This is a genomic window from Streptomyces sp. NBC_01298 (genome assembly GCF_035978755.1).
Taxonomy (GTDB): Bacteria; Actinomycetota; Actinomycetes; order Streptomycetales; family Streptomycetaceae; genus Streptomyces.
The window spans coordinates 8,470,681-8,496,824 of sequence record NZ_CP108414.1; the positions used below are offsets into that span (position 1 = coordinate 8,470,681).

At 72.4% G+C, this 26,144-nt stretch carries 23 protein-coding genes and 2 pseudogenes; 6 read left to right on the plus strand and 19 right to left on the minus strand.

Going from position 1 to position 26,144, the window contains the following annotated elements; genetic code table 11:
* The first annotated feature begins 23 nt into the window (after window positions 1-23).
* Window positions 24-1,157 carry a mechanosensitive ion channel family protein gene (locus OG730_RS38665; protein WP_327308671.1) on the plus strand — a complete coding sequence of 378 codons (1,134 nt, stop codon included), beginning with the start codon at window positions 24-26 and terminating at the stop codon, window positions 1,155-1,157.
* Between the two features lie 106 nt (window positions 1,158-1,263).
* Window positions 1,264-1,515 (plus strand): EF-hand domain-containing protein, encoded by a 252-nt coding sequence (locus OG730_RS38670; RefSeq protein WP_266875230.1) that lies wholly within the window; start codon window positions 1,264-1,266, stop codon window positions 1,513-1,515.
* A gap of 73 nt (window positions 1,516-1,588) precedes the next feature.
* Here the strand turns inward: OG730_RS38670 and OG730_RS38675 are convergent, their stop codons facing one another.
* The 4 genes from OG730_RS38675 to OG730_RS38690 form a co-directional block, all read right to left on the minus strand.
* Window positions 1,589-2,827, minus strand: coding sequence for a cytochrome P450 (locus OG730_RS38675; RefSeq protein ID WP_327308672.1), 1,239 nt, complete (start codon window positions 2,825-2,827; stop codon window positions 1,589-1,591).
* Window positions 2,828-2,851: 24 nt separating this feature from the next.
* A complete protein-coding gene (locus OG730_RS38680; protein ID WP_327308673.1) occupies window positions 2,852-4,246 on the minus strand; it encodes an NAD(P)/FAD-dependent oxidoreductase in 1,395 nt (464 codons plus the stop codon).
* Entirely contained in the window at window positions 4,239-4,493 is a 255-nt protein-coding gene (locus OG730_RS38685) for a ferredoxin (protein ID WP_327309586.1), read from the minus strand. Before OG730_RS38685 ends, OG730_RS38680 begins: the two co-directional genes overlap by 8 nt.
* Before the next feature lie 108 nt (window positions 4,494-4,601).
* Window positions 4,602-5,258, minus strand: coding sequence for a hypothetical protein (locus OG730_RS38690; RefSeq protein WP_327308675.1), 657 nt, complete (start codon window positions 5,256-5,258; stop codon window positions 4,602-4,604).
* A 134-nt stretch (window positions 5,259-5,392) separates the two neighbouring features.
* On the opposite strand from OG730_RS38690, the gene OG730_RS38695 reads away from it, so the two are divergent.
* Genes OG730_RS38695 through OG730_RS38705 form a run of 3 tightly spaced genes read left to right on the plus strand, consistent with a single transcriptional unit; the run spans window position 5,393 to window position 7,055 of the window.
* Window positions 5,393-5,860 carry a hypothetical protein gene (locus OG730_RS38695; protein ID WP_327308676.1) on the plus strand — a complete coding sequence of 156 codons (468 nt, stop codon included), beginning with the start codon at window positions 5,393-5,395 and terminating at the stop codon, window positions 5,858-5,860.
* Entirely contained in the window at window positions 5,854-6,087 is a 234-nt protein-coding gene (locus OG730_RS38700) for a helix-turn-helix transcriptional regulator (RefSeq protein ID WP_327308677.1), read from the plus strand. The genes OG730_RS38695 and OG730_RS38700 overlap by 7 nt, the downstream gene beginning before the upstream one ends.
* Window positions 6,084-7,055, plus strand: a complete 972-nt coding sequence (locus OG730_RS38705) for an NAD(P)-dependent alcohol dehydrogenase (RefSeq protein ID WP_327308678.1) — start codon at window positions 6,084-6,086, stop codon at window positions 7,053-7,055. Before OG730_RS38700 ends, OG730_RS38705 begins: the two co-directional genes overlap by 4 nt.
* Here the strand turns inward: OG730_RS38705 and OG730_RS38710 are convergent.
* The 6 genes from OG730_RS38710 to OG730_RS38735 form a co-directional block, all read right to left on the minus strand.
* Window positions 7,045-8,067 carry a VanW family protein gene (locus OG730_RS38710; RefSeq protein WP_442815148.1) on the minus strand — a complete coding sequence of 341 codons (1,023 nt, stop codon included), beginning with the start codon at window positions 8,065-8,067 and terminating at the stop codon, window positions 7,045-7,047. The two genes, OG730_RS38705 and OG730_RS38710, sit on opposite strands and share 11 nt — an antisense overlap.
* 115 nt (window positions 8,068-8,182) lie before the next feature.
* On the minus strand, window positions 8,183-9,430 hold the full coding sequence (locus tag OG730_RS38715; protein WP_327308679.1) for an MFS transporter: 1,248 nt from the start codon (window positions 9,428-9,430) through the stop codon (window positions 8,183-8,185).
* Window positions 9,427-10,875, minus strand: a complete 1,449-nt coding sequence (locus tag OG730_RS38720) for a GH1 family beta-glucosidase (RefSeq protein WP_327308680.1) — start codon at window positions 10,873-10,875, stop codon at window positions 9,427-9,429. The genes OG730_RS38715 and OG730_RS38720 overlap by 4 nt, the downstream gene beginning before the upstream one ends.
* A 79-nt stretch (window positions 10,876-10,954) precedes the next feature.
* Complete coding sequence (locus OG730_RS38725) at window positions 10,955-11,542, minus strand: DUF305 domain-containing protein (protein ID WP_327308681.1); 588 nt, start codon at window positions 11,540-11,542, stop codon at window positions 10,955-10,957.
* Complete coding sequence (locus OG730_RS38730) at window positions 11,518-12,888, minus strand: DUF1996 domain-containing protein (protein WP_327308682.1); 1,371 nt, start codon at window positions 12,886-12,888, stop codon at window positions 11,518-11,520. The genes OG730_RS38725 and OG730_RS38730 overlap by 25 nt, the downstream gene beginning before the upstream one ends.
* A gap of 135 nt (window positions 12,889-13,023) precedes the next feature.
* Window positions 13,024-14,739, minus strand: coding sequence for a discoidin domain-containing protein (locus tag OG730_RS38735; RefSeq protein ID WP_442815149.1), 1,716 nt, complete (start codon window positions 14,737-14,739; stop codon window positions 13,024-13,026).
* 398 nt (window positions 14,740-15,137) lie between these two features.
* On the opposite strand from OG730_RS38735, the gene OG730_RS38740 reads away from it, so the two are divergent.
* Window positions 15,138-16,130, plus strand: a complete 993-nt coding sequence (locus OG730_RS38740; RefSeq protein WP_327308683.1) for a LacI family DNA-binding transcriptional regulator — start codon at window positions 15,138-15,140, stop codon at window positions 16,128-16,130.
* A gap of 36 nt (window positions 16,131-16,166) precedes the next feature.
* Here OG730_RS38740 and OG730_RS44400 read toward each other — a convergent pair.
* The 9 genes and pseudogenes from OG730_RS44400 to OG730_RS38780 all read right to left on the minus strand — a co-directional run.
* Window positions 16,167-16,267 (minus strand): annotated as a pseudogene (locus tag OG730_RS44400) (GNAT family N-acetyltransferase); the annotation flags it as partial.
* A gap of 266 nt (window positions 16,268-16,533) precedes the next feature.
* Window positions 16,534-17,373, minus strand: a complete 840-nt coding sequence (locus tag OG730_RS38745) for a PaaX family transcriptional regulator (protein ID WP_327308684.1) — start codon at window positions 17,371-17,373, stop codon at window positions 16,534-16,536.
* A gap of 62 nt (window positions 17,374-17,435) precedes the next feature.
* Window positions 17,436-18,179: a maleate cis-trans isomerase family protein gene (locus OG730_RS38750; RefSeq protein ID WP_327309588.1), complete on the minus strand. Its 744-nt coding sequence runs from the start codon at window positions 18,177-18,179 to the stop codon at window positions 17,436-17,438.
* A gap of 103 nt (window positions 18,180-18,282) precedes the next feature.
* Window positions 18,283-19,197, minus strand: coding sequence for a fumarylacetoacetate hydrolase family protein (locus OG730_RS38755; protein WP_327308685.1), 915 nt, complete (start codon window positions 19,195-19,197; stop codon window positions 18,283-18,285).
* A gap of 99 nt (window positions 19,198-19,296) precedes the next feature.
* Entirely contained in the window at window positions 19,297-20,409 is a 1,113-nt protein-coding gene (locus OG730_RS38760; protein ID WP_327308686.1) for a cupin domain-containing protein, read from the minus strand.
* Entirely contained in the window at window positions 20,406-21,455 is a 1,050-nt protein-coding gene (locus tag OG730_RS38765; RefSeq protein WP_327308687.1) for a carbon-nitrogen hydrolase family protein, read from the minus strand. The genes OG730_RS38760 and OG730_RS38765 overlap by 4 nt, the downstream gene beginning before the upstream one ends.
* Before the next feature lie 18 nt (window positions 21,456-21,473).
* The gene (locus tag OG730_RS38770; protein ID WP_327308688.1) at window positions 21,474-23,774 is read right to left on the minus strand and encodes an oxidoreductase; all 2,301 of its coding nucleotides are present in this window, start codon (window positions 23,772-23,774) and stop codon (window positions 21,474-21,476) included.
* A complete protein-coding gene (locus OG730_RS38775) occupies window positions 23,765-24,301 on the minus strand; it encodes an acyl-CoA thioesterase (RefSeq protein ID WP_327309589.1) in 537 nt (178 codons plus the stop codon). Before OG730_RS38775 ends, OG730_RS38770 begins: the two co-directional genes overlap by 10 nt.
* A 51-nt stretch (window positions 24,302-24,352) precedes the next feature.
* A pseudogene (locus OG730_RS38780) lies at window positions 24,353-26,005 on the minus strand (AMP-binding protein); the annotation flags it as partial.
* Between the last annotated feature and the right edge of the window lie 139 nt (window positions 26,006-26,144).

Consider the following 26,144-nt stretch of genomic DNA (forward strand, 5'->3'; position numbering starts at 1 on the left):
CGGCGAGTGACGGAGGGCGTCCGTTGACCCGGGACCTCGTCCTGCACGACTGGCTGATCGCGGGCATAGCCCTGGCCGCGGGCGGACTCGCCGGACTGCTCCTGCGCGCCCTCGTGCGGTGGCTGGCCAAGCACGCCCTCAGGACCCGCTGGGGCGGCGACGACATCATCGTCGACGCGCTGCGCACCCTCGCACCCGCGGCGGCCGTCATCGCCGGCGCCGCCGTGGCCGCCTCGACGCTGCCCCTGGGCCCGCGGGTCTCAGGGTGGGTGAACCAGTCGCTGACCGCACTGCTGATCCTCGTGGCCACCGTCGGCGCGGCCCGCGTCGTGGCCGGCCTCGTCCAGTCCGTGGCCCAGGCGCGGACGGGAGTGGCCGGATCGGCCACCATATTCGTCAACATCACGCGCGTCCTGGTGCTCGCGATGGGTCTGCTCGTCGCCCTCGAAACCGTGGGCGTGTCCATCGCGCCCCTGCTCACCGCACTCGGCGTGGGTGGCCTCGCCGTCGCCCTGGCGCTGCAGGACACCCTCGCCAACCTCTTCGCGGGCGTCCACATCCTCGCCTCGAAGACGGTGCAGCCCGGTGACTACATCCGGCTGACGAGCGGCGAGGAGGGGTACGTCGTCGACATCAACTGGCGCAACACCGTGGTCCGCAACCTGTCGAACAACCTGGTGATCATCCCCAACGGGCGGCTCGCGCGCACCAACATGACCAACTTCACCCAGCCCGAGCAGCAGTTGTCGATCATGGTCCAGGTGGGAGTGGGCTACGAGAGCGACCTGGAGCACGTGGAGCGGGTGACCCTCGAGGTGGTCGACGGGGTGATGGCGGACATCAACGGCGCCGTTCCCGACCACGAGGGAGCCGTACGCTTCCACACCTTCGCGGACTCCCGGATCAACTTCACGGTGATCCTCGGCGTCGGCGAGTTCAGTGACCAGTACCGGATCAAGCACGAGTTCATCAAGCGGCTGCACAGCCGGTTCCGGGCGGAGGGCATCTCGATCCCCGCCCCCACGCGGACGGTCGCGCTCCACCAGGAGGGCCTGCGGTCCGAGCCGTTCGCAGGGGTCCCGCCGCTCTCTTCTGTGTCACCGGTCCCGCAGCAGCGCGAGGCGCCCGTCACGGCCCTGGCGGAGGGCGTGCGGTAGCGGGGGACACCGGCGGAGGGGGGCGGGGAGGCGGGTCATAAGCTGACGCCCCGGGGCCCGCGCCCCGCCGTCGCCCGCACAGCGCCGCCCATCGAAAGGACCTGTCATGAGTGAGAAGGCCCGCAAGCTCTTCGACGCGCTCGACCTGAACAGCGACGGGGTGCTGACCAGGGTCGAGGTGATCACGGCCCTGCGCAGCAAGGGCCCCACCCTCGCCGCCCAGGGCGATCTGCCCTTCTGGGCCGTGGGCGACGTCGATACCTCCTCGGCCCTCTTCGACCGGGCGAACGCGGACGGCGACGACGTGCTGACCTTCGAGGAGTTCGAGCGCGAGGTCGACCGTCGCTTCGGCTGGTAGCCGCGAGCGGGCCCCGGACCAGGGACGGTCCGGGGCCCGCCTCAGGTCCGCTCAGGGCCTGCTCGGCGCCGGTTCAGGCGCGGATCCCGTCGCAGGCGATCCGCAGGTGCCGGGGCCCGCGCAGCACCGCGTTCTGCCGGTAGGGCGGCGGATCCTCCAGCAGCCGGGGGTTCTCCAGCCGCCGGGCCAGCTCGGACAGCGCCAGCTGGGCCTCCAGCCGTGCCAGCGGGGCGCCGAAGCAGCTGTGGATGCCGCTGCCCAGGCCCAGGTGCTGGATGTCCTTGCGGTACGGGTCGAAGCGGTCCGGGTTCTCGAAGCGGTTCGGGTCCCGGTTGCCGGAGGCCAGGATCAGCCACATCGAGGAGCCCTTCGGAATGGTGATCCCGCCGACCTCGATGTCCACCAACGGCGTCCGCTGCGGCAGCAGTTGTACCGGCGGCTCGAACCGCAGCAGTTCCTCCACCAGCGGCACGGCGAGTCCGGGCTCCTGCCGCAGGTTCGCCAGCACGTCAGGGTTGCGCAGCAGGGTCAGCATCCCGTTGGTGATCAGGTTGACCGTGGTCTCGTGGCCGGCGATCAGCAGCAGGGCCGCCGTGCTGAGCAGCTCCATCGTGGACATGGACTCGTCCGGGCCGTGTCCCACGGCCAGTTGGGAGAGCATGTCCTCGCCGGGGTCCTTCCGGCGCTGCTCGATCAGCCCGGCCAGGTACATGCCCAACTCCATGCGGGAGTCGTGGGTCTTGCGCTGCCGCTCGGCCGGATCGGCGTCCGGATCGGGGTCCAGGCTGGCGGCCAGGGTGTCGGCCCAGACGTGGAACTTGGGCTCGTCCTCGCGCGGTACGCCGAGCAGCTGGCAGATCATCGTCACCGGGAACGGGTACGCGAACTGGTCGACCAGGTCGATGTCCTCCGTGTTCCCGAGGTTGTCGATGAGGCCGCTGACGATGTCCTTCAGCCCGCCGCGCATCCCGTCCACGCGGTGCGGGGAGTGCGGCGGCCCGAAGGGCCGGTTGGTCATCCGGCGCAGCCGGTCGTGCTCCGGCGGGTCCAGCTTCAGGAAGCTCGGCGGCAGGGCCGTCTCCTCCGCCTCCCCGCCCTCGGCCAGCGGGTCCCCGGCCGTCGCGGCCAGGTTGCGGGCGTCCGAGCTGAGCCGCGGATCGTGCAGCAGGCTCTGGATGTCGTAGTAGGTGCTGATGACGTAGGGGCCGGTCCCGTCGTGGAAGACCGGGGTCTTGCGCAGCTCCTCGTACAGCGGGTACGGGTTCGCGCGGCTGGAATAGTCCAGGATCTGGCTCAGGATGCCGTGGGCCATGGGGGTCCTCCGGGAACGTGCGGGTCAGTGCCCGGCGGGGGTGAAGGTGGCGATCCGGCGTTCGGCCGGCGAGTACCCGCTGAGGGTGATGGTCGGGCCGTGCGTGGGCACGGAGGGGTCGGGGAAGTCGGCCGGGATCGGCCGCTGCCCGTCGGGACGCCGGTCCACGGTGGTGAACGGGGGCGGGAACGGCGCCGTGCTCTCGATCTGCTTCTCGTAGAACTGCAGCCAGCGCCCGTTGTCGAAGGTGACGGCCCCGATGACCCGGCCCTGGTAGCCGTAGACCCCGGTGAACCGGCGCTCGGACCGGGACCCCTGGGTGATCATGATCTCGGTGCCCATGGAGGGAACGCCCACGGACTTGATGTTCACTCCGAACTGGGAGGACCAGAACGCCGGCACCCACAGGTGCGGCCGGCGGTCGGTGCTCTCGCTCATCATGTTGTGGGCGGCGGTCTCGGCCTGCGCCACGGCGTTGCCCCAGTGCTCCAGGGACAGGAACTGGTAGCCGAACAGCGCGTGCGGGGAGCGGGCCACGTCGCCCGCCACGTAGATGTCGTCGGTGACGATCCCGCGCAGGTCGAAGGCCCGGCAGCCCGCGTCGCAGGCGATGCCGCGCGGACCCGCGCCGAGTCCGGAGCCGGCCAGCCACTCGGTGTTGCGCTGGGCGCCGAGCCCGACGACCACCACGTCGCATTCCAGCGTGGTGCCGTCGGAGAGGTGCGCGGCGCGCACCCGTCCGGTGGAGTCGCCCTCCAGGGCGGTCACCGAGATCCCGGTCCGCAGGTCCACGCCGTTCTCCCGCTGGAGTTCGGCGGCCACGGCCCCGATCACCCCGCCCAGGGCGCCGACCAGGGGGCCGTTGCCGCGTTCGGCGACGGTCACCTCCAGCCCGCGTTCGCGGCACGCCGAGGCGATCTCGGAGCCGGTGAACCCGGCGCCGATGACCAGGACCCGGCGCGGCCCGGCGGCCAGGGCGCGGGCCAGGCCCGCCCCGTCCTCGCGGGTGCGCAGGGTGAAGACCCCGGCGAGCTCGGCCTCGACCTCGTTCGGCCAGGGCCGGGCCCGGACCCCGGTGGCGATCAGGAGGCGGTCGTACGGGACCTCCTCGCCGTCGGCGAGCTTCACCGTACGGGCCGCCATATCGAGCCCCGTGGCCGCGACGCCCAGGCGCCACGCCGCGTCGATGTCGCGCCGCCGGGGGAGCAGGGTGCGCTCGGCGTCGGCCTTGCCCAGCAGCACCTGCTTGGACAGGGGCGGCCGGTCGTACGGCTCGTGGGGCTCGTCGCCGATCAGGGTCAGCGAGCCGGCGAAGCCCTTCTCGCGCATGACCTCGGCCGCCCGCAGGCCGGCCAGGGAGGCACCGACGACCACGATCCGGCCGGAGCGCTTGAGCTGGTCCAGGGCGGTGTCAGCCATCGGAGGTCCCCCCTCCGGCGCCGGAGGGGGCAGTGGCTGAGGAGGTGGCGACCCGGTCCAGGTCGTCCACGAGGATCGCCTGCACGGGGCAGGCGGCCGCGGCCTGGGCCACGCGCTCGCGCTGGGCCTCCTCGGCCTGGGGATCGTAGAGCAGTCCCTCGTCCCCGTGCATCGCGAAGACGTCGGGGGCGAGGAAGGCGCACTGTGCGTATCCCTGGCACCGGTTGAGATCGACGACGAGCCTCAGCAAGGTGTGGTCCTTTCGGTGCCCCCCTGGGCTTTCCGGACCAGCGTGCGCGCGCGGCTGACGCCAGGCGCGTCCGGGGAGGCCATTGGAGTGAGGACCCGGTGCCCGTCAGGCGGCCGGGCCGGTGGACCGGCCGGGGCGGCCCCGGCCGGACCGCAGGATGTACAGGCTCACGAGCAGGGCCCAGGCCGGGAAGACCAGCTCGGACCAGGGCAGGGAGGACCCGGCCACCAGCAGCACCAGTCCGGCGAGGTAACCGGTCAGGGCCAGCGGGCGCGGGAAGGCACCGAGCCGGCGGCCGATCGTGGAGGTCGCGAACACGAACACGGCGGCCATCCGCATCCCGTAGGTGGTCAGCAGCGTGTAGGCGAAGTGCCGGCCGAACTCCTGGGGCTGATCGGCGTCCAGCACGGTCCCCGCGGCCGCGGCGGCGCCGAAGAGACAGGCGACGAAGATGATCCCGCTGCCCAGGAACACGCTGGCGACGAACCGGTCCTCCGCTTCGCCGGAATGCTCCCGCAGCGCGCCCATGAACCACAGGAAGGCGATGCCCGCGAAGGGGACGAGCTCCAGCGCGGTGGTCACCGCGTCCCGCTGCCCCGAGGTGACCTCGATCTCGGCCGCGCCGCCCCCCTCCGGCAGGGCGATCCGGGCCAGCACGATGGCCGCCGCCATGAGGGCGGCGAAGAGGATCCCCGCGAGCCCCGCCGCCCTGGGGGTGCTCAGGCTCTGTACCGGGGCCGTCCCCGGTGCTTCTGGTCTCATCCGTCCAGCAAGCCCGCCGCACGGCCGTGGTGCCAGCGGGGCCGCGCGCCCGGGTGACACGGGGCCCGGGTCGCGCCCATGAAGGCGGATGTAAGAAATTGTTGACACGAGGTATGGGTTCTTTTACCTTCGTGATGTCAAAGTTCTTTTACACGGGAGCGGGTGCGGTCGTGGCCTTCGAGGAGAAGCGCGCATGGATCATGGGGGTGGTCGCGATCGTCGGGTACGCGGTCTACCTGGCCATCGTCCTGGGCCGGTCGGGCGACGGGACCCCCCTCACGGAGGTCCCGTACGTCACTCCGCTGCTCTGGACGGTCGGCGGGGCCATCGCAGCCGCGATCCTCCTCAACATCGCGGTGGCGGTGACCAAGCCCGGCGAGGCCGACGTCAAGGACCAGCGGGACAAGGAGATCGGCCGCATCGGCGAGCACGCCGGGCAGTCCTTCCTCGCCATCGGCGCCGTGGCCGCGCTGATCCTCTCGATGGCCGGTGCGGACCGCTTCTGGATCTCGAACGCCCTCTACCTGGGCTTCGTCCTCTCGGCGGTGTTCGGCTCGGCCGTCAAGCTCGCCGCCTACCGCCGGGGGTTCCAGTCGTGGTGAAGCCGACCGGCATCACGAACCGGATCAGGATCCTGCGCTTCGAGGCCGGGGAAATGACACAGGCCGAGCTGGCGGAGCGCATCGGCGTGACCCGCCAGACCGTCATCGCCATCGAGAAGGGCCGCTACTCGCCCTCGCTGGAGACGGCCTTCAGGATCGCCCGCGTCTTCACGGTACCGCTCGAACAGGTATTCCTATACGGAGATCAGGAAGGGACGGCGCCGTGAAGGCGATCGTGCAGGACGCGTACGGCTCCAGCGAGGTGTTGGAGCTCAGGGACATCGAAACGCCGCTACCGGGCCAGGGGGAGGTGCTCATAGCGGTCCGGGCCGCCGGTCTGGACGCGGGGGTCTGGCACCTCATGAGCGGCAAGCCCTACCTGCTGCGGCTCCTCGGATACGGGCTGCGCGCGCCCAAGGTTCCCGTACGCGGCCGGGAGGTCTCCGGGCGGATCGAGGCGGTCGGCGAGGGGGTGAGCGCCTTCGGGGTCGGCGACGAGGTGTTCGGCATCTGCGAGGGATCCTTCGCGCAGTACGCGACCGCCCGGCAGGACAAACTGGCGCACGGGCCCTCGGGGCTGCTCCTGGCCGAGGCGGCGGCCCTCCCGATCTCCGGGCTCACCGCCCTCCAGGCACTGCGCGACGCCGGGCGCGTACGGCCGGGGCAGCGGGTCCTGATCATCGGCGCCGCGGGCGGGGTCGGCACCTTCGCGGTCCAGCTGGCCAAGGCGTACGGGGCGCACGTCACCGGAGTCTGCAGCACCACGAAGACGGAGCTGGTGCGGGGGCTCGGCGCGGACGAGGTCATCGACTACACCCGCGAGGAGTTCACGGACGGCGTGCGCCGCTACGACCTCATCCTGGACACCGCGGGCAACCGCCCCCTGTCCGCCCTCCGGCGGGCCCTGACCCCGCGCGGGACGCTCGTGATCATCGGCGGCGAGGGCGGCGGCCCCTGGCTGGGCGGCATGGGCCGGGTCCTGTGGGCCGCGCTGCTCAACCCCTTCGTCCGCCACGGACTCAAAGGGTTCATGTCCGCCGAACGTCAGGCCGACCTGGAGGTGCTGCGGGGGTACGTCGAGGACGGCACCCTGTCGCCGGCCGTCCACCTCACCTGCCCGCTCGCCGAGGCCCCCGAGGCCATCGACCGGCTCCACCGGGGCGAAGCGCGCGGCAAGATCCTGATCACGCCCTAGGCGTGGGCGCCGCTGCGGTGCCGGAGGGGGTGGGGGCGGTGGTCGCGCCGGGCGTGGTGGAGGTGCCCGGTGCCGAGGGTGCGGCCGGCGTCCCGGGCGCCGCGGACGGGGTCCCGGGGGAGTCCGACGGGCTCCCGCCCGGAGTGGCCGTGGGGGATTCCGGAGCGCAGACGATCTCGTCGCGCGGGGTGTAGTGCGTACGGAAGGTCTCGCGGCCGACCTCGTGGCCGCCCCGGACGAAGACGCGGTCCACGGAGACGTCGAACCCCTCCAGCGGGGTCTGCGGCTCGCAGGTGGGGCCGGTGACGGTGCGCTTCACCGGCGGCGTGATGTGGGTGCGGGGGCCCTTGGTCGCGCGTACGTCGTCGTACTGCTTCGTGCCGAGCAGGGTGACGGTCACCGAATCGGGAGTGGACGAGGCCCGGACGGTCACGGGGTGCCCCGAGTCGTTCTGCCAGCGCAGGTCGAGGGTGCCCCAGGCGACGGTGGCCTCGCGGCCTTCCGGGTACCGCTCGATGTAGAAGGAGTGCGCCCCGTGCTCCACCGGCTTCAGGCCCGCGAAGAACATGGCGTTGTACATGGTCGTCGCGACCGCGGAGACTCCGCCGCCGGGGGATTTCACGTAGCGGCCGTCGTTGATCATGATGCCGTCGACGAAGCCGTTCTCCTTGGTCCGCTCGCCCACCGCCTGGTTGAAGCTCCAGATGTCGCCCTGCTCGACGACGGCGCCGTTGATCAGCTCCACGGCGCGCGCGATGTTGTGGGTGCGGTAGGGCGCGGCGGGATAGGCGACGGTGAAGGTGGAGAGGACCTGCTGCCCGGCGGCTGTCGGGGCGGTCGCCGGGGAGGTTGCCGGGGCGGCCGCCGCGGGACCGGTGGTCCGGTCCGGGGCGGGCGTGCCCGTTGCTGCCGCGGAGCCGGCGGTGAGGCCGCCGAGGCCGAGCACGGCGGCCGTGCCGGCCGATATCAGGGCGATCCGCGTGGTGGCGGTACGGCCGTGGGGGCGTCGCATGTCTCTCCCTGTCGCTTCGGAAACCGAACCACCCAAGTTTGGTCTAAATCGGACCAAAAGGGTGAGAAATGTGCCGGGTCTCACGATACGGAGGGCTACTGGGGGCCGCGGAGGGCTACGGAACCGAGCGGATCCGCCTGACCAGCAGCGATCCCGCCAGCGCCAGTGCTCCCGCCAGTGCGTACAGGGCCGTGTACCCGCCGAGGTGGGTGACCACCGGGGCCGCGATCACCGGGGCCAGCACCTGCGGCAGCGCGTTGGCGATGTTGATGACGCCCAGGTCCTTGCCCCGGTCCTCGGCGGTCGGCAGCACGTCCGTGAGCAGGGCGAAGTCCACCGCCGTGTAGACGCCGAAGCCGAGGCCCAGGACGAGCGAGGCGACGACCGCGCCGGTCCAGGTCTGCCAGACGGCGAGCAGCAGCGTGGCCGCGGCGATGACGAGCCCCGACCGGATGACGTAGGACTTCCGGCGGCCGCTGCGGTCGGACCGGATGCCGCTGATCACCACGGTGGAGAGCAGGGTGAGGGCGTTGAGCGCCGTGAGGATCAGGACGCCGGTGTCCGCGTCGCCCCGGTAGTGCACGGCGTCGGTGAGGTAGTAGAGCAGGTACATGGTGCTGATCGAGTACGAGAGGTTCATCAGGAAGCGGGTCAGCCAGGCCCAGCCGAAGTCGGGATGGCGGCGCGGGTCGATCCAGAACCCGGCCAGGAAGCCGCGCCACCGGAAGACCGGCCGGGCGGCGGGGGCGAGCACCGAGTCCCGCCGCATCAGGACGTACGGCACGGCCGCGAGCACCGAGAAGGCCGCGCAGGCCAGGTAGCCGGCGGTGATCCCGCCCGCGACCGTGGCCAGCGCCGTGCCCACCAGGATGCCGATCACCTGGGAGACGCCGAGCCAGCCGCCCACCAGTCCGCGCTGCCGGGCCGGGACCTGGTCGGGGACCGCCGCGGTGAGGGCGGCGAAGGCGGCGTTGAGGGCGAGCTGCACCAGGCACCAGCCGGCGATCACCACGGCGAGGCTCTGCGCGAGCCCGAGGACCACCAGGCCGGCCGCCCCGCCCGTCACCCCGGCGACCACCCAGGGGATGCGGCGGCCCGCGCGCGCCGTCGTACGGTCGGACAGCGCTCCGAAGACGGGATTGGCGACCATCGAGACGGCCGCGCCCAGGCCCGTCACCAGAGCGAGGGTGGACGCCTTGTGGTCCGGGGTGAGTTGCTCGGCCTGACGGGCCAGCAGCAGCTGGAGCGGGCCGAACCAGCCCACCCACACCCCGAGGTTGGCGAGGGACAGCGCACTCACCCACCGGCCGCCGGGCGGCACGGCGGTCTCCTCCCGCGCCGAGGTCTTCGGCCCGGCGGTCATCTGCCGCTCTTGATCAGGTCGCGGTACCAGGCGTACGACTCCTTGGGGGTCCGGGCGAGGGTCTCGTAGTCGACGTGGACCAGGCCGAACCGCTGCCGGTAGCCCTCCGCCCATTCGAAGTTGTCGAGGATCGACCAGATGAAGTAGCCGCGCACGTCGGCCCCTTCGGCGATCGCCTCGTGCAGGGCGCGCACGTGGCCCTCGTGGTAGGCGATCCTGCGGGCGTCCTCGATCCGGCCCGTGCCCGGATCCGGCCCGTCCCCGTACGAGCAGCCGTTCTCGGTGATGTACAGCGGCGGCAGCCGGTCGCCGTAGCGCTCGCGCAGGGTGGCGAGCAGTTCGCGCAGGCCGTCCGGGACCACCGGCCAGTCGAAGTCGGTGCGCTCGTACCCCTCGATCTCCCGGAAGCCGAAGGGGAGGCCGGAGGGGATCTCGATCCCGCCGAAGGCGGAGGTCCCGGCCGGGGTGGGGGCGCCGACGAGCATCGGGTTGTAGTAGTTGACCCCGTACCAGTCCAGCGGCGCCGAGATCGCCTTGAGGTCCTCGGCCACCGGTCCGGGCAGAAGGGACTCCAGGCCGTCCGGATAGGCGCCGGTCAGGATCGGGTCCGCGAAGAGGCGGTTGGTCAGGGTGTCGTACAGCGCGGCGGCGGCCCGGTCCTCCTCGCTCTCGCCGGCGGCCCACACCGGGCTGTGCGAGGCGGCTATGCCGATGTGACGGGCGCCGGCCGCGCGCAGGGCCTGTACGCCCAGACCGTGGGCCAGGAGCTGGTGGTGGGCGGCGGGCAGGGCGTCGAAGACGAGCTGCTTGCCCGGGGCGTGTTCGCCGAGGCCGTAGCCGAGGAGGGTCACCTCCGCGGGCTCGTTGATGGTGATCCACATGGGCACGCGGTCGGCGAGCCGCTCCGCGACCACCGAGGCGTACGCCGCGAACCGTTCGGCGGTGTCGCGCTCCAGCCAGCCGCCCCGCTCCTCCAGGGCGAGCGGGGTGTCCCAGTGGAAGAGGGTGGGCACCGGATCGATCCCCGCGGCGCACAGCTCGTCGACGAGCCGGTCGTAGAAGTCCAGGCCGGCCCGGTTGACGGTCCCGTGTCCCTCGGGCAGGACCCGGGACCAGGAGACGGAGAACCGGTAGGCGTCCACGCCCAGACCGCCCATCAGGGCCACGTCCTCGCGGTAGCGGCGGTAGTGGTCGGTGGCCACCTCCGCGTGCGAGCCGTCCTTGACCCGGCCCTCCTCCCTGGTGAAGGCGTCCCAGGAGGAGGGCCCCCGGCCGTCGGCGGTCGGGGAGCCCTCGATCTGGAAGGCGGAGGCGGAGACCCCCCAGCGGAACCCGGCCGGGAAACGGGGCGCGGGCGGGAAACGGGGCGCGGGCGGTGCGGAAGGCGTGGGTGACGCGGGCGGTGCGGAGGGCGTGGGTGACGCGGGCGGTACGGGCGCGGGCATGCGGACTCGCTTCGATCGGGGACGTTCACGGCACTTTCGGGTCCCCGGACCCGCCCTGTCAATGGAAAGTGAACAATTCTCAACTTTTGCCGGAGCGTGCCGCGTCGAGCAGGGCGAGCTCCTCCGAGCCGCCCTTCTCCAGCTCCCCGGCGAGCTCCCGCGCCTCCCCGGCGCCGCCCGAGGCGCGCTCACCCCCGCAGAGCAGCACAGACTGGGTGAGGTGGGCGCGCAGCGCGGCGGCGAAGACCCGGTCGAATTCCTCCCCGGAGAGCGCTCCCGCCCCGCGCAGGGTGTCGGCGGACACCATGCCCGGCATGTCGTGCCCCTCGTGCGGACGGGCGTCGGGCGCCCCGGACCGGGCCAGGAGCTCGCGCAGCCGCCCCAGTTCGGCCTGCCGCCGGTCCGCCGCCCGCTGCGCGAACCGGGCCAGCGCCGGATCCCCGGCCCGTCCCGGCGCCAGGTCCGTGAGCAGGCGGGCCCGCTCGTCCATGGGGATCATGAGCTGTATCCAGGCGATGTCGGTGGAGTTGAAGGCCGCCGCCCGCGGCGTCCCGGCCACTGCCCGCGGCGTCCCGGCCACCGGCTGCGCGGTGCAGCCGGTGACCAGGAGCGCCGCGAGCAGGGCCCACGCGGGCCGCCGGGTCAGAACGTACCGGCGGAGTTGCACTTGGCGCTCTGCACGACGCAGTCCTTCACGCGCTGGCCCAGGGCCGCGTCCTCCCAGGCGTTGAAGAAGTCGCCGTGGATGGAGGAGGCCATGCCCGAGGACAGCGTGAGTCCGTCCGGGCTGCCACTGGTCGGGTAGCCGATCACGAAGGAGACCGAGGGGATGGCCACGGGATAGGCGCCGGAACACTTGCCGCCGACCGTGGTGAAGGAGACGTGCGACTTGTGGTCGGGGCTGTCGAGGTGCTTGCCGTCCCAGCAGTCCGGGAAGACGAGCTGGTACACGAGCTTCGCGGTCGGCGCGCAGACCGGCCAGTTGCCGTCGGCGCTGCGGCCGGTCACGCCGCCCTCGCCCGCGCACCAGAACTGGTTCACGGAGCCGGCCGGAGTGGGCACCTGGGACTTGGCGTTGCCCGCGATCATCCGGAATCCCTGGGGGAACGGCACCGTCGCCGTGGGGTCGGGCAGCCGGGAGCCGTAGTAGACGATCATGCCTTCGGGTTCCACGGCCCTGCCGTGGTCGTAGAGGGTCGGAATCCAGTAGCTGGAAAGGTCCTTGGCGGGGGTGCAGCTCGTCGCGGTGTGCGAGGCCAGGGACTCCGCCGTGCTGAAGGCGTCCGTGCTGCGGTTGCCGAAGAAGCTGTGCATGTGGGACGCCCCCGGCAGGCCCGGGGCCACGATCGGGTCGTCGGGCTTGGAATGGCTGTAGACGCAGGTGGCGTTGAACTCCGGTACCCGAACCGCGTTCGCGGGCACCGGCGCGGGCGTCATCGCCCGGAACCCGGCCAGTTGGGCGTCCCACTTCGCCTGGTCGACCTTCACCCAGCCCGGCGAGGAACCGGCCGCGAACGAGAACCAGTTGATGTTCACGAAGTCCCCGGCCCCGCTGCCGCGCAGGACCGCGAAGACCGTTTGCGGGCCCGCGGGATGGGTGGCCACGTCGGCGGTCCGGGTCGACCAGCTCTGCCAGCCGCCGGTGGCGGTGATCTCGAACTGCGCGAGCAGCGGGCCCGTCACGGACCCGGTGCGCAGCTCGACGGCGCCGGGTCCGCCGACCGCCGAGGCCACCCGGGCCGAGACGCTCAGCGGGCCGGAGGCGCCCAGGTCGATGTTGTCGAAGCGCATCCAGTCGCCGTTGGCCAGGTACGCGGCGTTCTGGCCGCCGCCGGTGTCGCCGGTCGTTTCGAGCTGTACGCCGGACTGGGCCGCGTACGACTCGGCCTGCACGAGCACGGTGTCCGCGGCCCGGGCGGGCGCGCTGGTCACCGTGGCGCCGAGGCTCGCGGCCAGGACGGTGGCCAGGGCGCCCGCCAGGAGGGCATGGAGTGTGAACCGGGGTTTTCGCATGACGATTCCTTGCCTGCCGGTGAGGTGGGGGGAGGAAAGAACGGAGGAGCGGAGGAGCGGAGGAGCGGAGGAAGGGGCAGGTGGCAGGGGGCTGCGCGGTGGAGGAGCGGGCGGACCGGGCAGCCCCGCTGCCGGTCACTGGTAGACGCGCACGTAGTCGACGAGCATCCGGGCGGGGAACGGCGTGGTGGCGTCCGTCGGACCGGGCCAGTCACCGCCCACCGCGAGGTTGAGGATCATGTACGAGGGGTGGTCGAAGACCCACGGCCCGCGGGAGCGCTCCACCTGCTCCTTGTCGAGGGTGAAGACGGTCCGCCCGTCCAGGCTGTAGACGATGCCCTTGCTGTTCCAGTCGGCGGCCCAGACGTGGTAGTCGTCGGAGAAGTCCGCGTCCCCAGGCAGCTTGTACGGGCCGCCGATCCCGCCGCCGCCGTTGTAGGCGGGGGCGTGGACGGTGGAGTACGAGGTCTTCACGTCCTTGCCGAGGACCTCCATGATGTCGACCTCGCCGTTGTACGGCCACGGCCGCCCGGTCAGGAAGTCGCCGCCCATCATCCAGAACGCCGGCCACAGCCCGTTGCCCTTGGGCACCTTGATCCGGGCCTCGACGCGCCCGTAGGTGAACTGGAACGTGGCCCCGGTGTTCATCCGCGCCGAGGTGTACTGGCAGGTGGTGCTGCCGGTCAGCGGGTCGGGCGGGCAGCCCTTGCCGGGAGTGGCCTGCTTGCGGGCCTCCATGACGAGGTGGCCGGCGCCGTCCGTCGCGGCGTTCTGGTGGTCGGTGTAGTACTGCAGCTCGCCGTTCTGCCCGGTGCCCGGATCCGCCCGCCACTTGGCCGGGTCGGGCTTGCCGGCCGCGGCGCCGTCGAACTCGTCGCTCCACACCAGCCTCGGCGGGTTCGCGGGGTCCGGCGGGAGCGGCGGGGGAGTCACCGGCGCGCCGCCGGTGCCGTACACCTGGAACTCCCACAGGGAGTATCCGTACGGGGTCGCGCGCTCGGTGCCGTACATCCGCACGTACCGCCCGGATCCCGAGACGGTCAGGGTCTGCTTGAAGCCCGTGCCCGCCGTGGTGGAGTAGACGGGGGTCCAGGTGTTCCCGTCCGGGGAGACCTGGATCTGGAAGGACTTCGCGTAGGCCGGGTCCCACTGGAGGACCACCTTGCTGATCTGCGCGGGGGCGCCGAGGTCCACGGATATCCAGCCGGGATCCGTCCAGCCTGTGGTGGGGCTGGTCGCCCAACGGGAGGCGGGGTCGCGGTCGAAGGCCCTGGCTGGGGTGCACTCCCAGCAGTTCCCGTCGGCCTGCGAGGAGGAGGCCGCGCCCGTCCTGCCGTACGAGAGGAGGGCGTCGCCGCCGCCACCGGTGCCGGGGGCGCCGTAGACCTGGAACTCCCAGAGGGAGTAGCCGTATCCGGTGGCGCGCTGGGTCCCGTACATCCGGACGTAGCGGCCGGTTCCGGCGACGGTCAGGTTCTGGGTGCCGCCGGCGCCGGCGGTCGTCCCGTAGAGCGTGGTCCAGTTCGCGGCGTCGTCCGACACCTGGATCTGGAAGGCCTTGGCGTACGCGGCCTCCCAGACGAGGGAGACCCGGCTGATCGTGGCCGAGGACCCCAGGTCCACCTGGATCCACTGCGGGTCCGCGAAGGCGCTGGACCAGCGGGTGCCGCCGTTCCCGTCGACGGCGCTCGCGGGGCTGTAGCCGGGCTCGCTGCCGGAGACGGTGACGGACCGGCCCTGCGACAGCAGGGATTCGGCGGCGCGGGCGGGGGAGGCGGGGACGGTGCTGAAGGTGAGCAGGGTGAACGCGACGGCGAAGAGTAAGCCGAGGCGGCGTAGCGACGGAGGCACGGCGGCTCCTGGAAGCGAGGGACCACGAGGGACCACGAGGGGGGAGGGAGTGGAGCGGAAGGGCGAGGGAGCGAGGGAGCGAGGGAGCGCTCCCTGAGGGGTGAGGATGGGGCGGCCCCCCAGGACTGTCAAGGTGTCCCGTCATGGGGTGGATACACGGACGACATCGGTTCGTCCACTGATGGAGCGCTCTCTCCGTGCTTGCCCACCCCGAGGTGATCCGTGCTGACCAGGGAGGATCCCGGGCGGGTGATCGCCTGTCTCCCGACGCGGGTAATCCACAGAGAAACAGGGACGGTTGACAGTCGATCAGGCTCCGGGCCACCATCGCCGGAGAACGCTCCCCGCGGACCGTCCGTCCGACCCGGCGGCGCGCCCGCCGAACGGAACGGGCCGCAATGAGAAGACCCACGCTGGAAGTGGTCGCCGCCCGGGCAGGCGTGTCCCGGTCGAGCGTCTCCCGTGTAGTCAACGGGGAGGCCACGGTCGCGCCCGAGATCCGTGAAGTAGTCATGCGGGCCGTGCGCGAACTGGGCTACGTTCCCAACGCCGCCGCCCGCAACCTGGTCACCCGCCGGACCGACGCGGTGGCCGTGGTCGTCTCCGATCCGCCCCAGGGCGTCGTCTCCGACGACCCCCTCTTCTCCACCGTGGTCCGCGCCGTCAGCCGGGAACTGGAGGCCGCCGGAAAACAGGGCGTGCTCATGCTCGCCGAATCCGACCGGAGCCGGGCGCGGGTCGAGGAGTACGTGGCCGGCGGACACGTGGACGGCGTCATGCTCGTCGCCCTGCACGGTACGGACCCCCTGCCCGCCGCCCTGGCCAGGACGGGCCTGCCGGTCGCCTCGTTCAACCGCACCTGCGCCCCGGACGTGCCGTACGTGGAACTGGACAACGCCGCCGGCGCCGCGCTCGCCGTACGCCACCTCCTGGAACGGGGCCGGCGCCGGATCGCCACCATCACCGGACCGCTGGACCTCTTCGAGGCCCGCGAGCGCCTCGACGGATACCGCGCCGCCCTGCGCGGCACCGACCGCCGGTCCATCGTGGCGCTGGGCGATTTCACCCGGGCCTCCGGAGCCGAGGCGATGCGGCAGCTGCTGGAGGACGACCCGGAACTGGACGCGGTGTTCGCGGCCAACGACCTGATGGCCATCGGCGCCCTGCGCACCCTGCGGCAGGTGGGCCTGCGGGTCCCCGAGGACGTGGCCGTCGTCGGCTTCGACGACATAGAGGCGGCCTCCTACACCGTCCCCGCCCTCACCTCGGTGCGCAGTCCCATGGCCGACCAGGCCAGGGCCACGGTGCGGCTGCTCCTGGGCCTGATCGAGGGCGGCTCCCGGGAGCGGGTGGTCATGCCGAACGACCTGGTGGTCCGGGAATCCTCCTGAGGGAGCGCTCCCTCAGGCTCCACCTCGCCGCCATGCGGCCCCGGCTTCCTCCTCGGCCTCGGCCACGTCGAACCGGTTGATGTTGACGGCCGCGAGTCGTCGGGGCCGCCCCACCACGCGCCGCGCGCGACGACTTTCCGTCCGCCCGATTGGGGAGAGGGTTCCGGGGCACACGACGGAGCGTCACAGTGGGCCACACCGGGAGGGTTTGATGTCCGGACTATTCGCAAAGATCAAGCAGTTCAGCCGTACCCCGCAGGGGCAGCGGACGATCGCCTCGGTGCGGCGTGCGGCGTCCGACCCGCGGAAGCGGGATCAGGCCCGCGGAATACTCATGCGCCTTCGAGGCAAGCGCTGACCAGCCCTCCGGAGCATCGGTCCGGCCTGATCGGCAAGACACCCCCTAGGCTTTCCCGCCGCCCTTCGGCCCCGTCACGTCCTGTACGTGCCGCAGGCCCGGCCCCGCCAGGATCTCGTGGAGCTGCTGGAAGACCTGCCGGGCACCCACGGCGTTCCAGTCCGCGGGGAGCAGCTCGGCGGGCAGGCCCGGATCGAGATAGGGCAGCCGGCGCCACTCGGTGAGCATCGGCACGTAGTGGCGGAAGGCCTCGGCGGCGTCGATGCCGTCCTGCCGGGCGAGCTTCGCCGCGACCGGCGCGTACGACCCGGTGAAGGTGGCGTACTGGGCCTGGATCGCGGGGAAGTCCCACCAGGAGCTCACCGCCTCCGGCAGGTCGCTGAACGCGGCGTAGTCGGCGGCGGCGAACAGGTGGACGTACTCGCTGAGCCCGAGCCGGACGAGCATGTCGCGCGCGTCCTCCAGGAGCCGGCCCGGCGCCAGCCACACGCCGGGGGCGATGTTGCCGAAGCCGAGCCAGGTCAGCCTGGTGCGCAGCTGGTAGCGGTGGGAGCGTTCGGACTCCGGGACGGAGAAGACCGCCATGGCCCAGCCGTCCGCCAGGTCCGCCGGTTCGAGGCTGGCGAAGATGCGCCGGTCACCGGCGTCGAAGACGGGGTGGACGGCCGGGCTGAGCCGGTACCCGGTGGCGCCGCGGCGCTCCGGTTCGAGAACGCCCTTCTTCTTGAGCCGGGAGATGGCCGAGCGCACGGCCTGGCTCTCCACGCCGAGCTCCGACATGAGCGTGATCAGGTCGGCGACGGAGATCCAGCCGCCGCTCCCGCGCACGAAGGCCCCGTAGACCGTACTGATCAGCGAGCTGGGCCTGAGGGGGCTGTCCGGCATGATCACCTTCCCGTGGTGTGGGTGGTGATCCTATCGAGGGGCGGCGGCCGGGCCGCCTCCGGTCACCCCTCGGCCCCCGTCCGCGGGTGCAGGGGAGCCTCCGCGTACGCGCCGGAGAGGAGGTGGCCGGCGCCGGGGGACACGGCCGGCAGGCCGAGGGAGCGCAACATCTGGTGCGCGGTGCAGACGGCCGCGGAGACCACCGGCTTGCCCAGCAGCTGCTCGGCCTCCTCGATGGCGCCGAGCGAGGGCATCTGCACGCAGGCCGAAAGGACGACCGCGTCCGCGTCGGCGTAGTCCAGGGCGCGCGCCAGGCCGGGGAGCCTGGCCGGGTCGTGGGCGGCCACGTCGAGGTTGTTCGGGATCTCCAGGGCCTGGTGGTCGATGACCTCGATGCCCTCGTGGGTGAGGTAGTCGACGACGGTCTGCGTGAGCGGGCGCATGTACGGGGCCAGCAGGGCCACCTTCCTGGCGCCCATCGTGTGCAGCCCGTGGACCAGGGCGCCCGCGCTGGTGACCACGGGGGCCGGGGCCCCGTTCTCCACGGTGAGCGTGTGCAGGCGTTCCTCGGAGGCACGGTGGTAGCCGAGGCCCATGCTCATGATGGCGACCAGACAGGCGTATCCGAGTACGTCGACCCGGGCGTCCGAGAGTTCCACGGCGCAGCGGTCGGAATCGGCGTCCATGGCCTTGAGCTGCTCCGGCGTCACGTGCGTCATGCGCATGCGGCTGGAGTGGAAGGTGAAGCGCTCGTCGGGAGCGATCTCCCCGCGGGCCCGCAGGATCGCGGGCACTTCGGTCTCCATGGTGACGTTGGAACTCGGGACGATCTGGCCGATGCGGTAGGTACGGGGCGGCACGGGGGCTCCTCGGTTCTGTGACGGAGTGTCGGGGGGTGCTGGGGCCGGATCAGCGGGCGTCGACGACGGGGTTGGCGAGGGTTCCGATGATCTGGACGGTGGCCTCCACGGTGTCGCCCGGCACGAGGAACTCGGGCGGGACCATGCCGGCCCCGACACCGGAGGGGGAGCCGGTCGCGATGACGTCACCGGGCTCCAGGGTCACGCCCGAGCTGATGTCGGCGATGAGCCGCGCGATGGGGAACAGCATGTGGCGGGTGTTGGACTTCTGCTTGGTGACCCCGTTCACCCGCAGTTCGAGGTCGAGGTCCATCGGGTCCGGTACCTCGTCCGCGGTGACCACGGCCGGGCCGAAGGGGGCGTAGGAGTCCTGGCCCTTGGAGAAGAACCACTGCCCCGAGCGGCGCTGGTCGCGGGCGCTGATGTCGTTGACGACGCTGTAGCCGAAGATGTGGCCGTACGCCTCCTCCTCGGTCACCCGGAAGGCGGTCCTGCCGATGACCACAGCGAGCTCGCACTCCCAGTCGAGCTGCGTCGTGAGGTCCGCGTTGTGCAGGATCGGCGCCCCCGGGCCGGTGACGGCGGTGGCGGGCTTGCTGAACAGCACCGGACGCGGGGGCAGGTCCTTGTCGGTGTCCAGGCTCCGGCTGGACTCCTCCACGTGCTCCACGTAGTTCAGCCCGACCCCGATGATCTTGCCGGGGCGCAGCGGGGCGCGCAGGGTGACGTCCTCCAGCCGGTGGACGGCCCCGGCGGGCCGGTCCACGGGGTCGCCGGCCAGCAGGCGGGCGGCCGCCTCGAGGGCGGGGGCGCCGGCCCGGACGAAGGAGAGCAGGTCGGCGGGGAGTTCGACGCCCGCGTGCCGGGCGAGCGCCGCGAGGTCGTACACCAGGCCGTCGGCCTGGGCTCCCAGACGGTCGGCGGTGCCGGTCATCGGCGCGGTCGTGTAGGTCACCAGTCGCATCGGTGGCTCCTAGAAGAGAAGGGGGTTGCGGGGTGCGGCGGGGTGCGCCGCCGCACCGGGACCGGTGTCAGGGCCGGCGGTCCGGTGCGGCGACGCGGCTCAGGAGGCGGGCTGGTGCCCGCCGTTGTCGGGGTACGCCTCTTCGCGGTGGAAGCCGAGGGAGCGCATCACGGGGAAATCGTTGAAGGAGAACAGGCAGGCGTCCTCGGACGGATCGAGGTTGCGGTGCTCGTGCCAGGCCCAGGACGGGACGCAGAACACGTCGCCCCGCTTCCACTCGAAGCGCTGCCCGGCGATCACCGACACCCCGTGCCCCTTGGCCGCCGTGTAGATCACCGACCCGGTGTGGCGGTGGGCCTGGGTGGCCTCGTCCGGGCGCAGCAACTGCATGTGCGCGCTCATCGTGGGCATCACCGAGCCGCCGGTCACCGGGTTGGTGTACTCCGCGATGACACCGTCGTACGGGGAGCCGCCGGTCGCCGAGGCCAGGCCGCGCAGGGCCTCGTAGGTCTGCTCCCACGGGTAGGCCAGCAGCGGGGAGTAGGGGCGGGTCCACTTCTGCGAGCCGTACGGGAGCAGGTTCGCGGCGTAGGTCAGGACCGAGGAGTTCACCACCTTCCCCGGCCGCTGGTACAGCTCGGGGTGGACCTCGTAGAACCCGGCGTCCAGGGCGTTGACCAGCGGGATGTCGAGGCCGTCCTGCCAGATCACCGGGGCGTCGGCGGAGTCGTTGCCGTGTTCGTGCCAGGTGCCGTTCGGGGTGATGGCGAAGTCGCGCGGGCCGACCTTCAGCTTCTGGCCGTCCACGATGGTCCATGCCCCGGTGCCCTCGTGCACGAAGCGCAGCGCCGCCGCCTGGTGGCGGTGGGCGGTCATGGCCTCGCCGGGACCCATGATCTGCAGGCCGGTGTAGAGCAGCCCGGCGGCGGCGCTGACGTCCCGGCGGCCGGGGTTGACCAGCATCACGACGCGGCGGCCCGCGTCGTCGGCCCGGACCAGGCCGAGCGCCTTGTGGACCAGCGGCCGCAGCTCCTCGTAACGCCACAGCACGGGAACGGACTTGGGCTGCGGGTACCAGGGCTCGATGTCGTTGGCCACCGTCCACAGCGCACCCGCGTCCAGGGCTTCGAGCTCGCCGTAGTAGGCGGTGAGTTCAGGGGTGTCGGACACCCGGGCGCGGCCGAGCGCGGTGTCGTCCTGGTCGGTGGTCATGCGTCCTCCTCGGGGGTGGCGGCGGGGCCGGGAACGGGGGTGGCGGTGTGCGGGACCGTGAAGGTGACCGGCTGCCGCGGCCGGTTGTCCACTTCGAGGCGGAAGACGTCGAAGCGGTTGTAGTGCCCGGTGATGTCGTGCATCTGCTTCGGCTGGATGCACCGGTTCAGGTCGATCTCGGCGTAGACGATGCCCTCGACGTCGACGAGCGGCTCCGTGACCGGGCGGCCGTCGGGGCCGAAGATGCCCGACAGGGCGCTGCGCGGCCGGGCGAACAGGGCCCGGACCGCCTCGTCCTCACCGGCGACCGCGTCGACGATCTCGGGGGAGACGGTGGAGCAGGCGACGACGGAGAAGACCTTGCCCTCGAAGCTGTGGGCCGCGGTGCGGACGGCGATGGCCTCGGCCATGTCGTAGTCGGTGGGCGCCACGGGAAGGGCGATGTAGCAGGCGGCGTGCACCAGTTCGCCCTGCGCCAGGAGCGTGAAACGGGCCAGGGTGTTGGTGTTCTCCCCGCACGCGAGGGCGCCGACCGGGCCGACGGGCGTCTGGTGGACGCGCAGGGAACTGCCGTCGCCGCCGGTCCAGGTGAGCTTCTCCGCCCAGGTGGGCACCAGCTTGCGGTGCACGCCGAGCAGTTCGCCGTCGGGACCGATCGTCAGCAGCGTGTTGTAGAGCACGCCCAGGCTGTGCGGGGCGCGTTCGTTGACGCCGATGACCAGGACGACCCCGTACTGACGGGCCGCCGCGCGCAGGGTGTCCACGTGCGGGCCGGGGACGTCGATGGAGGCGCGCTGCAGCCGCTCGAACCAGGGCGAGCCCTGGACCGGGTTCATCGTCCAGTTCCAGTACGGGTATCCGGGGACGAACGCCTCGGGGAAGACGACGAGTTCGGCGCCCTTCCCGGCCGCCTCCGCGATCAGGGCGACGGCCTTGTCGACGGTGGCGGCCGGATCGAGGTAGACGGGGGCGGCCTGTACGGCGGCCGCGGTGAAACGGGGCAAGTCGTTCGGGGGGCGGGTGTTACGGGTCTCGCGCGTATGCATGAGCTTCGGCCGTTCCGTTCAGAGGGCCCGCGCGGCGACGCGCGGCAGCCATCGCTGGTGCACCGGTGCGGCGGGCCGCCGCAGCAGTTCGAGGCGGGGCGGCACCCGGTCGGTGCGCGCCGCCGGCGGCCGGGCGCTGCCGGCCCGCCAGGACCGGGCCCACGGCGCGGCCGGTCCGCGGTACCCCTGGGCCGCGGCCGCGTGCAGGGTCCACAGGGGGTCGTGGAGCTGGGCGCGGCCCACGGCGCACAGGTCGGCGCGGCCCGCGAGGATCACCGAGTTGACGTCGTCGTAGGTGGAGATCGCACCGACGGCGATGGTCGCCACCCCGGTGGTGTTGCGGATCAGGTCCGCGTACGGGGTCTGGTAGCTGCGGCCGAAGGCCGGCCGCTCGTGGGAGACGACCTCGCCGGTCGAGACGTCGAGGGCGTCGGCGCCCGCCGCGGCCAGGGCGCGCGCGATGTGCACGGCGTCCGCCTCGTTGAGGCCGCCCTCGGCCCAGTCGGCGGCCGAGATCCGGACCAGGAGAGCCTTCCCGGCCGGCCACATCGTCCGTACCGCGCCCAGCACTTCGAGCGGGAAGCGCAGCCGGTTCGTGACCGGACCGCCGTACTCGTCGGTCCGCCGATTGGTCAGCGGTGAGAGGAATCCGGAGATCAAATGGCCGTGCCCGTACTGGAGTTCCAGGACCTCGAAGCCGGCCCGGTCGGCGCGCTCGGCCGCGCGAACGAAGTCCCGTACGACCAGGTCCATATCGGCGCGGTTCGCCTCTCGGGGCACCTGGCCGCCCTCGGCCCAGGGCAGCGGGGAGGCGGCGAGCAGTGCCCCGCCGGCGGCCCGGCGGCCGGCGTGGGTGAGCTGGATGCCGAGGCAGGTGTCGGACTGGCCGTGCGCGAAGGCGGTGATCCGCCGCCAGGCGGCCTCCTGCTCGTCGGTCCACAGGCCGGGGCAGCCCGCGTCGGTCCGGCCGTCGGCGCTGACCGCCGTCATTCCGGCGAGGACGAGAGCCGCGCCGCCGAGCGACTGGGTGCCCAGGTGGACGAGGTCGAAGTCGCCCGGGACTCCGTCGACGGCCGTGGAGAGGGCCATGGGGGGTACGACGATCCGGTTGCGCAGGCGCAGGCCGCCGAGCCGGAAGGGCCGGAACATGGGCGGCACCGGCGCCGAGGCGTTGACGGCGGTGGTGAACTCCTCGTCTCGTACCCGCAGGTTGTCGTAGGTGACGCGGCGGCTGCGGGTCAGCAGGTTGAAGGCGAACTGGTGCGGATCCTGGCCGGTGTACCGGTCGATGTTCTCGAACCACTCCAGGCTGGCCTGCGCCGCCCGCTGGGTGGACTCCACCACGGGTCTGCGCTCGTCCTCGTAGGCGGCCAGCGCGCCCTCCACACCGGGGTGCTCGTGCAGGCAGGCGGCCAGCGCGAGGGCGTCCTCCATGGCGAGCTTGGTGCCGGAACCGATGGAGAAGTGGGCGGTGTGCGCGGCATCCCCGAGCAGCACGGTGTTGCCGTGGCGCCAGGTGCGGTTGCGCACGGTGGTGAAGCGCAGCCACTTGGAGTTGTTGGGGATGAGCCGGTGGCCGTCCAGGTGCTCGGCGAGGATCTCCTCGCAGCGGCGGATCCCCTCCTCGTCACTGGCGCCGGGCGCCAGGTCCGGGCCGGCCGCCCCGGCCGCCCCGGCGAAACCGCCGCGCTGCCAGGTCTCCTCGTCCATCTCGACGATGAAGGTCGAGCGGGTGTCGTCGTACGGGTACGCGTGCACCTGGAGGGTGCCGAAGTCCCGCTCCTCGACGATGAAGGTGAAGGCCTCGAAGACCTTGTCGGTGCCCAGCCACATGTAGCGGCCCGGGCGCTCGTCGAGATCGGCGGCGAAGGTGTCGGCGTAGGCGGCCCGGGTGGCCGAGCGCACGCCGTCGCAGGCGACCACCAGGTCGTACTCGGCGGCCAGTTGCCGCGGCGAGGGGGACTGCGTGCGGTAGCGGACGTCCACCTCCAGGGCGGCGCAGCGGTCCTGGAGGATCTGCAGCAGCCGGCGCCGGCCCAGCGCGGCGAAACCGTGCCCGCCGGAGGTCAGGGTCCGGCCGCGGTGGCGGACGTCGATGTCGCTCCAGCGGGCGAACTCCGCCGACATCGCGGCGTGTACGACGGGGTCGGCCTGGGCGATGCCGTCGAGGGTCTCGTCGGAGAAGACCACCCCGAAGCCGAAGGTGTCGTCGGGAGCGTTGCGCTCCCAGACGGTCACCTCCCAGTGCGGGGAGATCTGCTTGGCCAGGGCGGCGAAGTACAGGCCGCCCGGCCCGCCTCCGATGACTGCTATGCGCACGGGGCGCCTCCTCGGTTGTTCTCGATCAGTTCGGGGGCCTGCCGGCCGGCCTTCGTGAGCACCTCGCGGACCTCGGCGGGCCAGGGAGCGCTCCCCGTCGCACGGGCGGCGGAGTGGGCGATGACCATGCGGCCGGTGGCCGCCTCCGGGCCTTCGGGTCCCTCCGCGCCTTCGGGTCCCTTCGGGCCCGGTTCACCGCGGACGGTGAAGGCGTAGTGGAGGGAACTCGCGCCGACCTTGGTGACGCGCAGCTCCGTCCGCACGGCCTCGCCGAACCAGAGCCGGGCCCGGTAGTCGGCCTCGAAGTGGACGCGGGGCGTGCTGCCGAAGAGGTGCGACAGGCCCAGGCGGCGCAGCAGCACGGCCTCGGCCGCCTCGACCCAGCGGATCACGGTGGAGTGGTGGTAGTGGCCCGCGGCGTCGGTGTCGGCCCACTCGACCCGGCGCTCGACGACGACGCTGGGCAGGTCCGGCACCCGCGCCTCGGGACACCCGGCGGAGCACCCGCCGTCGTCCGGTGCCGGCACCGGTGCGGGTGCCGGTGCGGCCGCTGCGGCAGCGGCGGGGGCGGCCTCGGCCGGTTCCCGGCCCCGGGTGCGGAGTTCCCCGCGCCGGAGCTTGCCGGTCTCCGTACGGGGGAGCTCGGTGACGAACTCCACCGCACGCGGGTACTTGAACGGGGCGATCGTCGCCTTGACGTGCTCCTGGAGCTCGCGGACCGTCTCCGGGACGGCCGGGACGCCCGCGCGCAGCACCACGTACGCCTTGACGAGCATGCCGCGGCGTTCGTCGGGGACCCCGACCACACCGCAGTCCGCCACGTGGGGATGGTCGGCCAGCGCCTTCTCGACCTCGGGACCGGCGATGTTGTAGCCCGAGGAGACGATCATGTCGTCGCTGCGGGCCACGTACCAGAAGTAGCCCTCGGCGTCGCGGACGTAGGTGTCGCCCGTGATGTTCCAGCCGCCCCGGACGTACGTGGACTGGCGCGGGTCGTCCAGGTAGCGGCAGCCGGTGGGTCCGGTGACGGCCAGGAGACCGGGCCGGCCGTCGGGAACGGGTACCCCGTCCGCGTCCACCACGGCGGCGCGGTAGCCCGGTACCGGCCGGCCCGTGGAGCCGGGCCGGATGTCCTCGTCGGCCGCCGAGATGAACACGTGGAGCATCTCGGTGGCGCCGATGCCGTCGATGATGCGCAGCCCGGTGGCGGCGTGGAACTCCTCCCACACGGCGGCGGGCAGGGGCTCGCCCGCGGATACGCAGCGGCGCAGCCCGGCGAGCCGGCCCGCCGCACCCGCGGCCAGGATCGCGCGGTAGGCGGTGGGCGCCGTGAACAGGACGGTCACCCCGTGTGCGGCGACCAGGTCGGCCAACTGCTGCGGCGTCGCGGACTCGACGAGCAGGGTGGCGGCCCCGACGCGCAAGGGGAAGACCACCAGCCCGCCGAGCCCGAAGGTGAACGCGAGCGGCGGGGTGCCGGTGAACACGTCGTCGGGCCGCGGGCGCAGGACGTGCCGGGAGAAGGTGTCGGCGTTGGCGAGCACGTCCCGGTGGAAGTGCAGGGTCGCCTTGGGGCGCCCGGTGGTGCCGGAGGTGAAGGCGATCAGGGCCACGTCGTCCGCGGCGGTGTCCACGGTGGTGAAGACACCGGCCTTGGACGAGCAGCGGACGGTGAGGTCGTCCTCGCCGGAGCCGCCGTACGCGAGCACCCGCGGGGCGGTGTACTCGGCGGCGTCCGGTTCGGCATCGGTGGCGAAGCCGACCGCCGCCTCGATCTCCTCGAGGTAGCGGTGGTCGCACAGGGCGACGGCGGGGCGGCTGATCCGGCACAGCGCGGCGATCTCGGTGGCGCGGAGCAGCGGCACCGTGGTGACGGCCACGCCGCCGGCCTTGAGCACGCCGAACCAGGCGGCGACGAGCCAGGGGGTGTTCGGGCCGCGCAGCAGTACGCGGTTGCCGGGGACGATGCCGAGGTCCTCGGTGAGCACCTGGGCGACCTGGTCGGCACGCTGACGCAGTTCGCCGTAGGTCCAGCGTTCCTCGGCGGTCAGCAGACAGGGGCGGTCGGGGCCCCAGCGCTCGACGGCGTCGTCGAGGAGGCTGCGGGCGCAATTGAGCCGGTCCGGATAGTCCAACTCCGGCAGGTCGAAGTGGAGTTCGGGCCAGAGGTCGAACGGCGGGAGCCGGTCGCGGCAGAAGGTATCGGCGTGCGCCGAAGGGGAGAGCTCCATGGGGCGGCACCTCGTTCAGGGAGCAGCGGGGGAGATGGGGCAAGTATCTCGATAAATTGGCGGCCGTCAATTCCTCGCCATATCTATGTGAGGCAATCGTCCCCCTCGACCGGTCTTCTCGGCCCCCTCGACCCCCCTC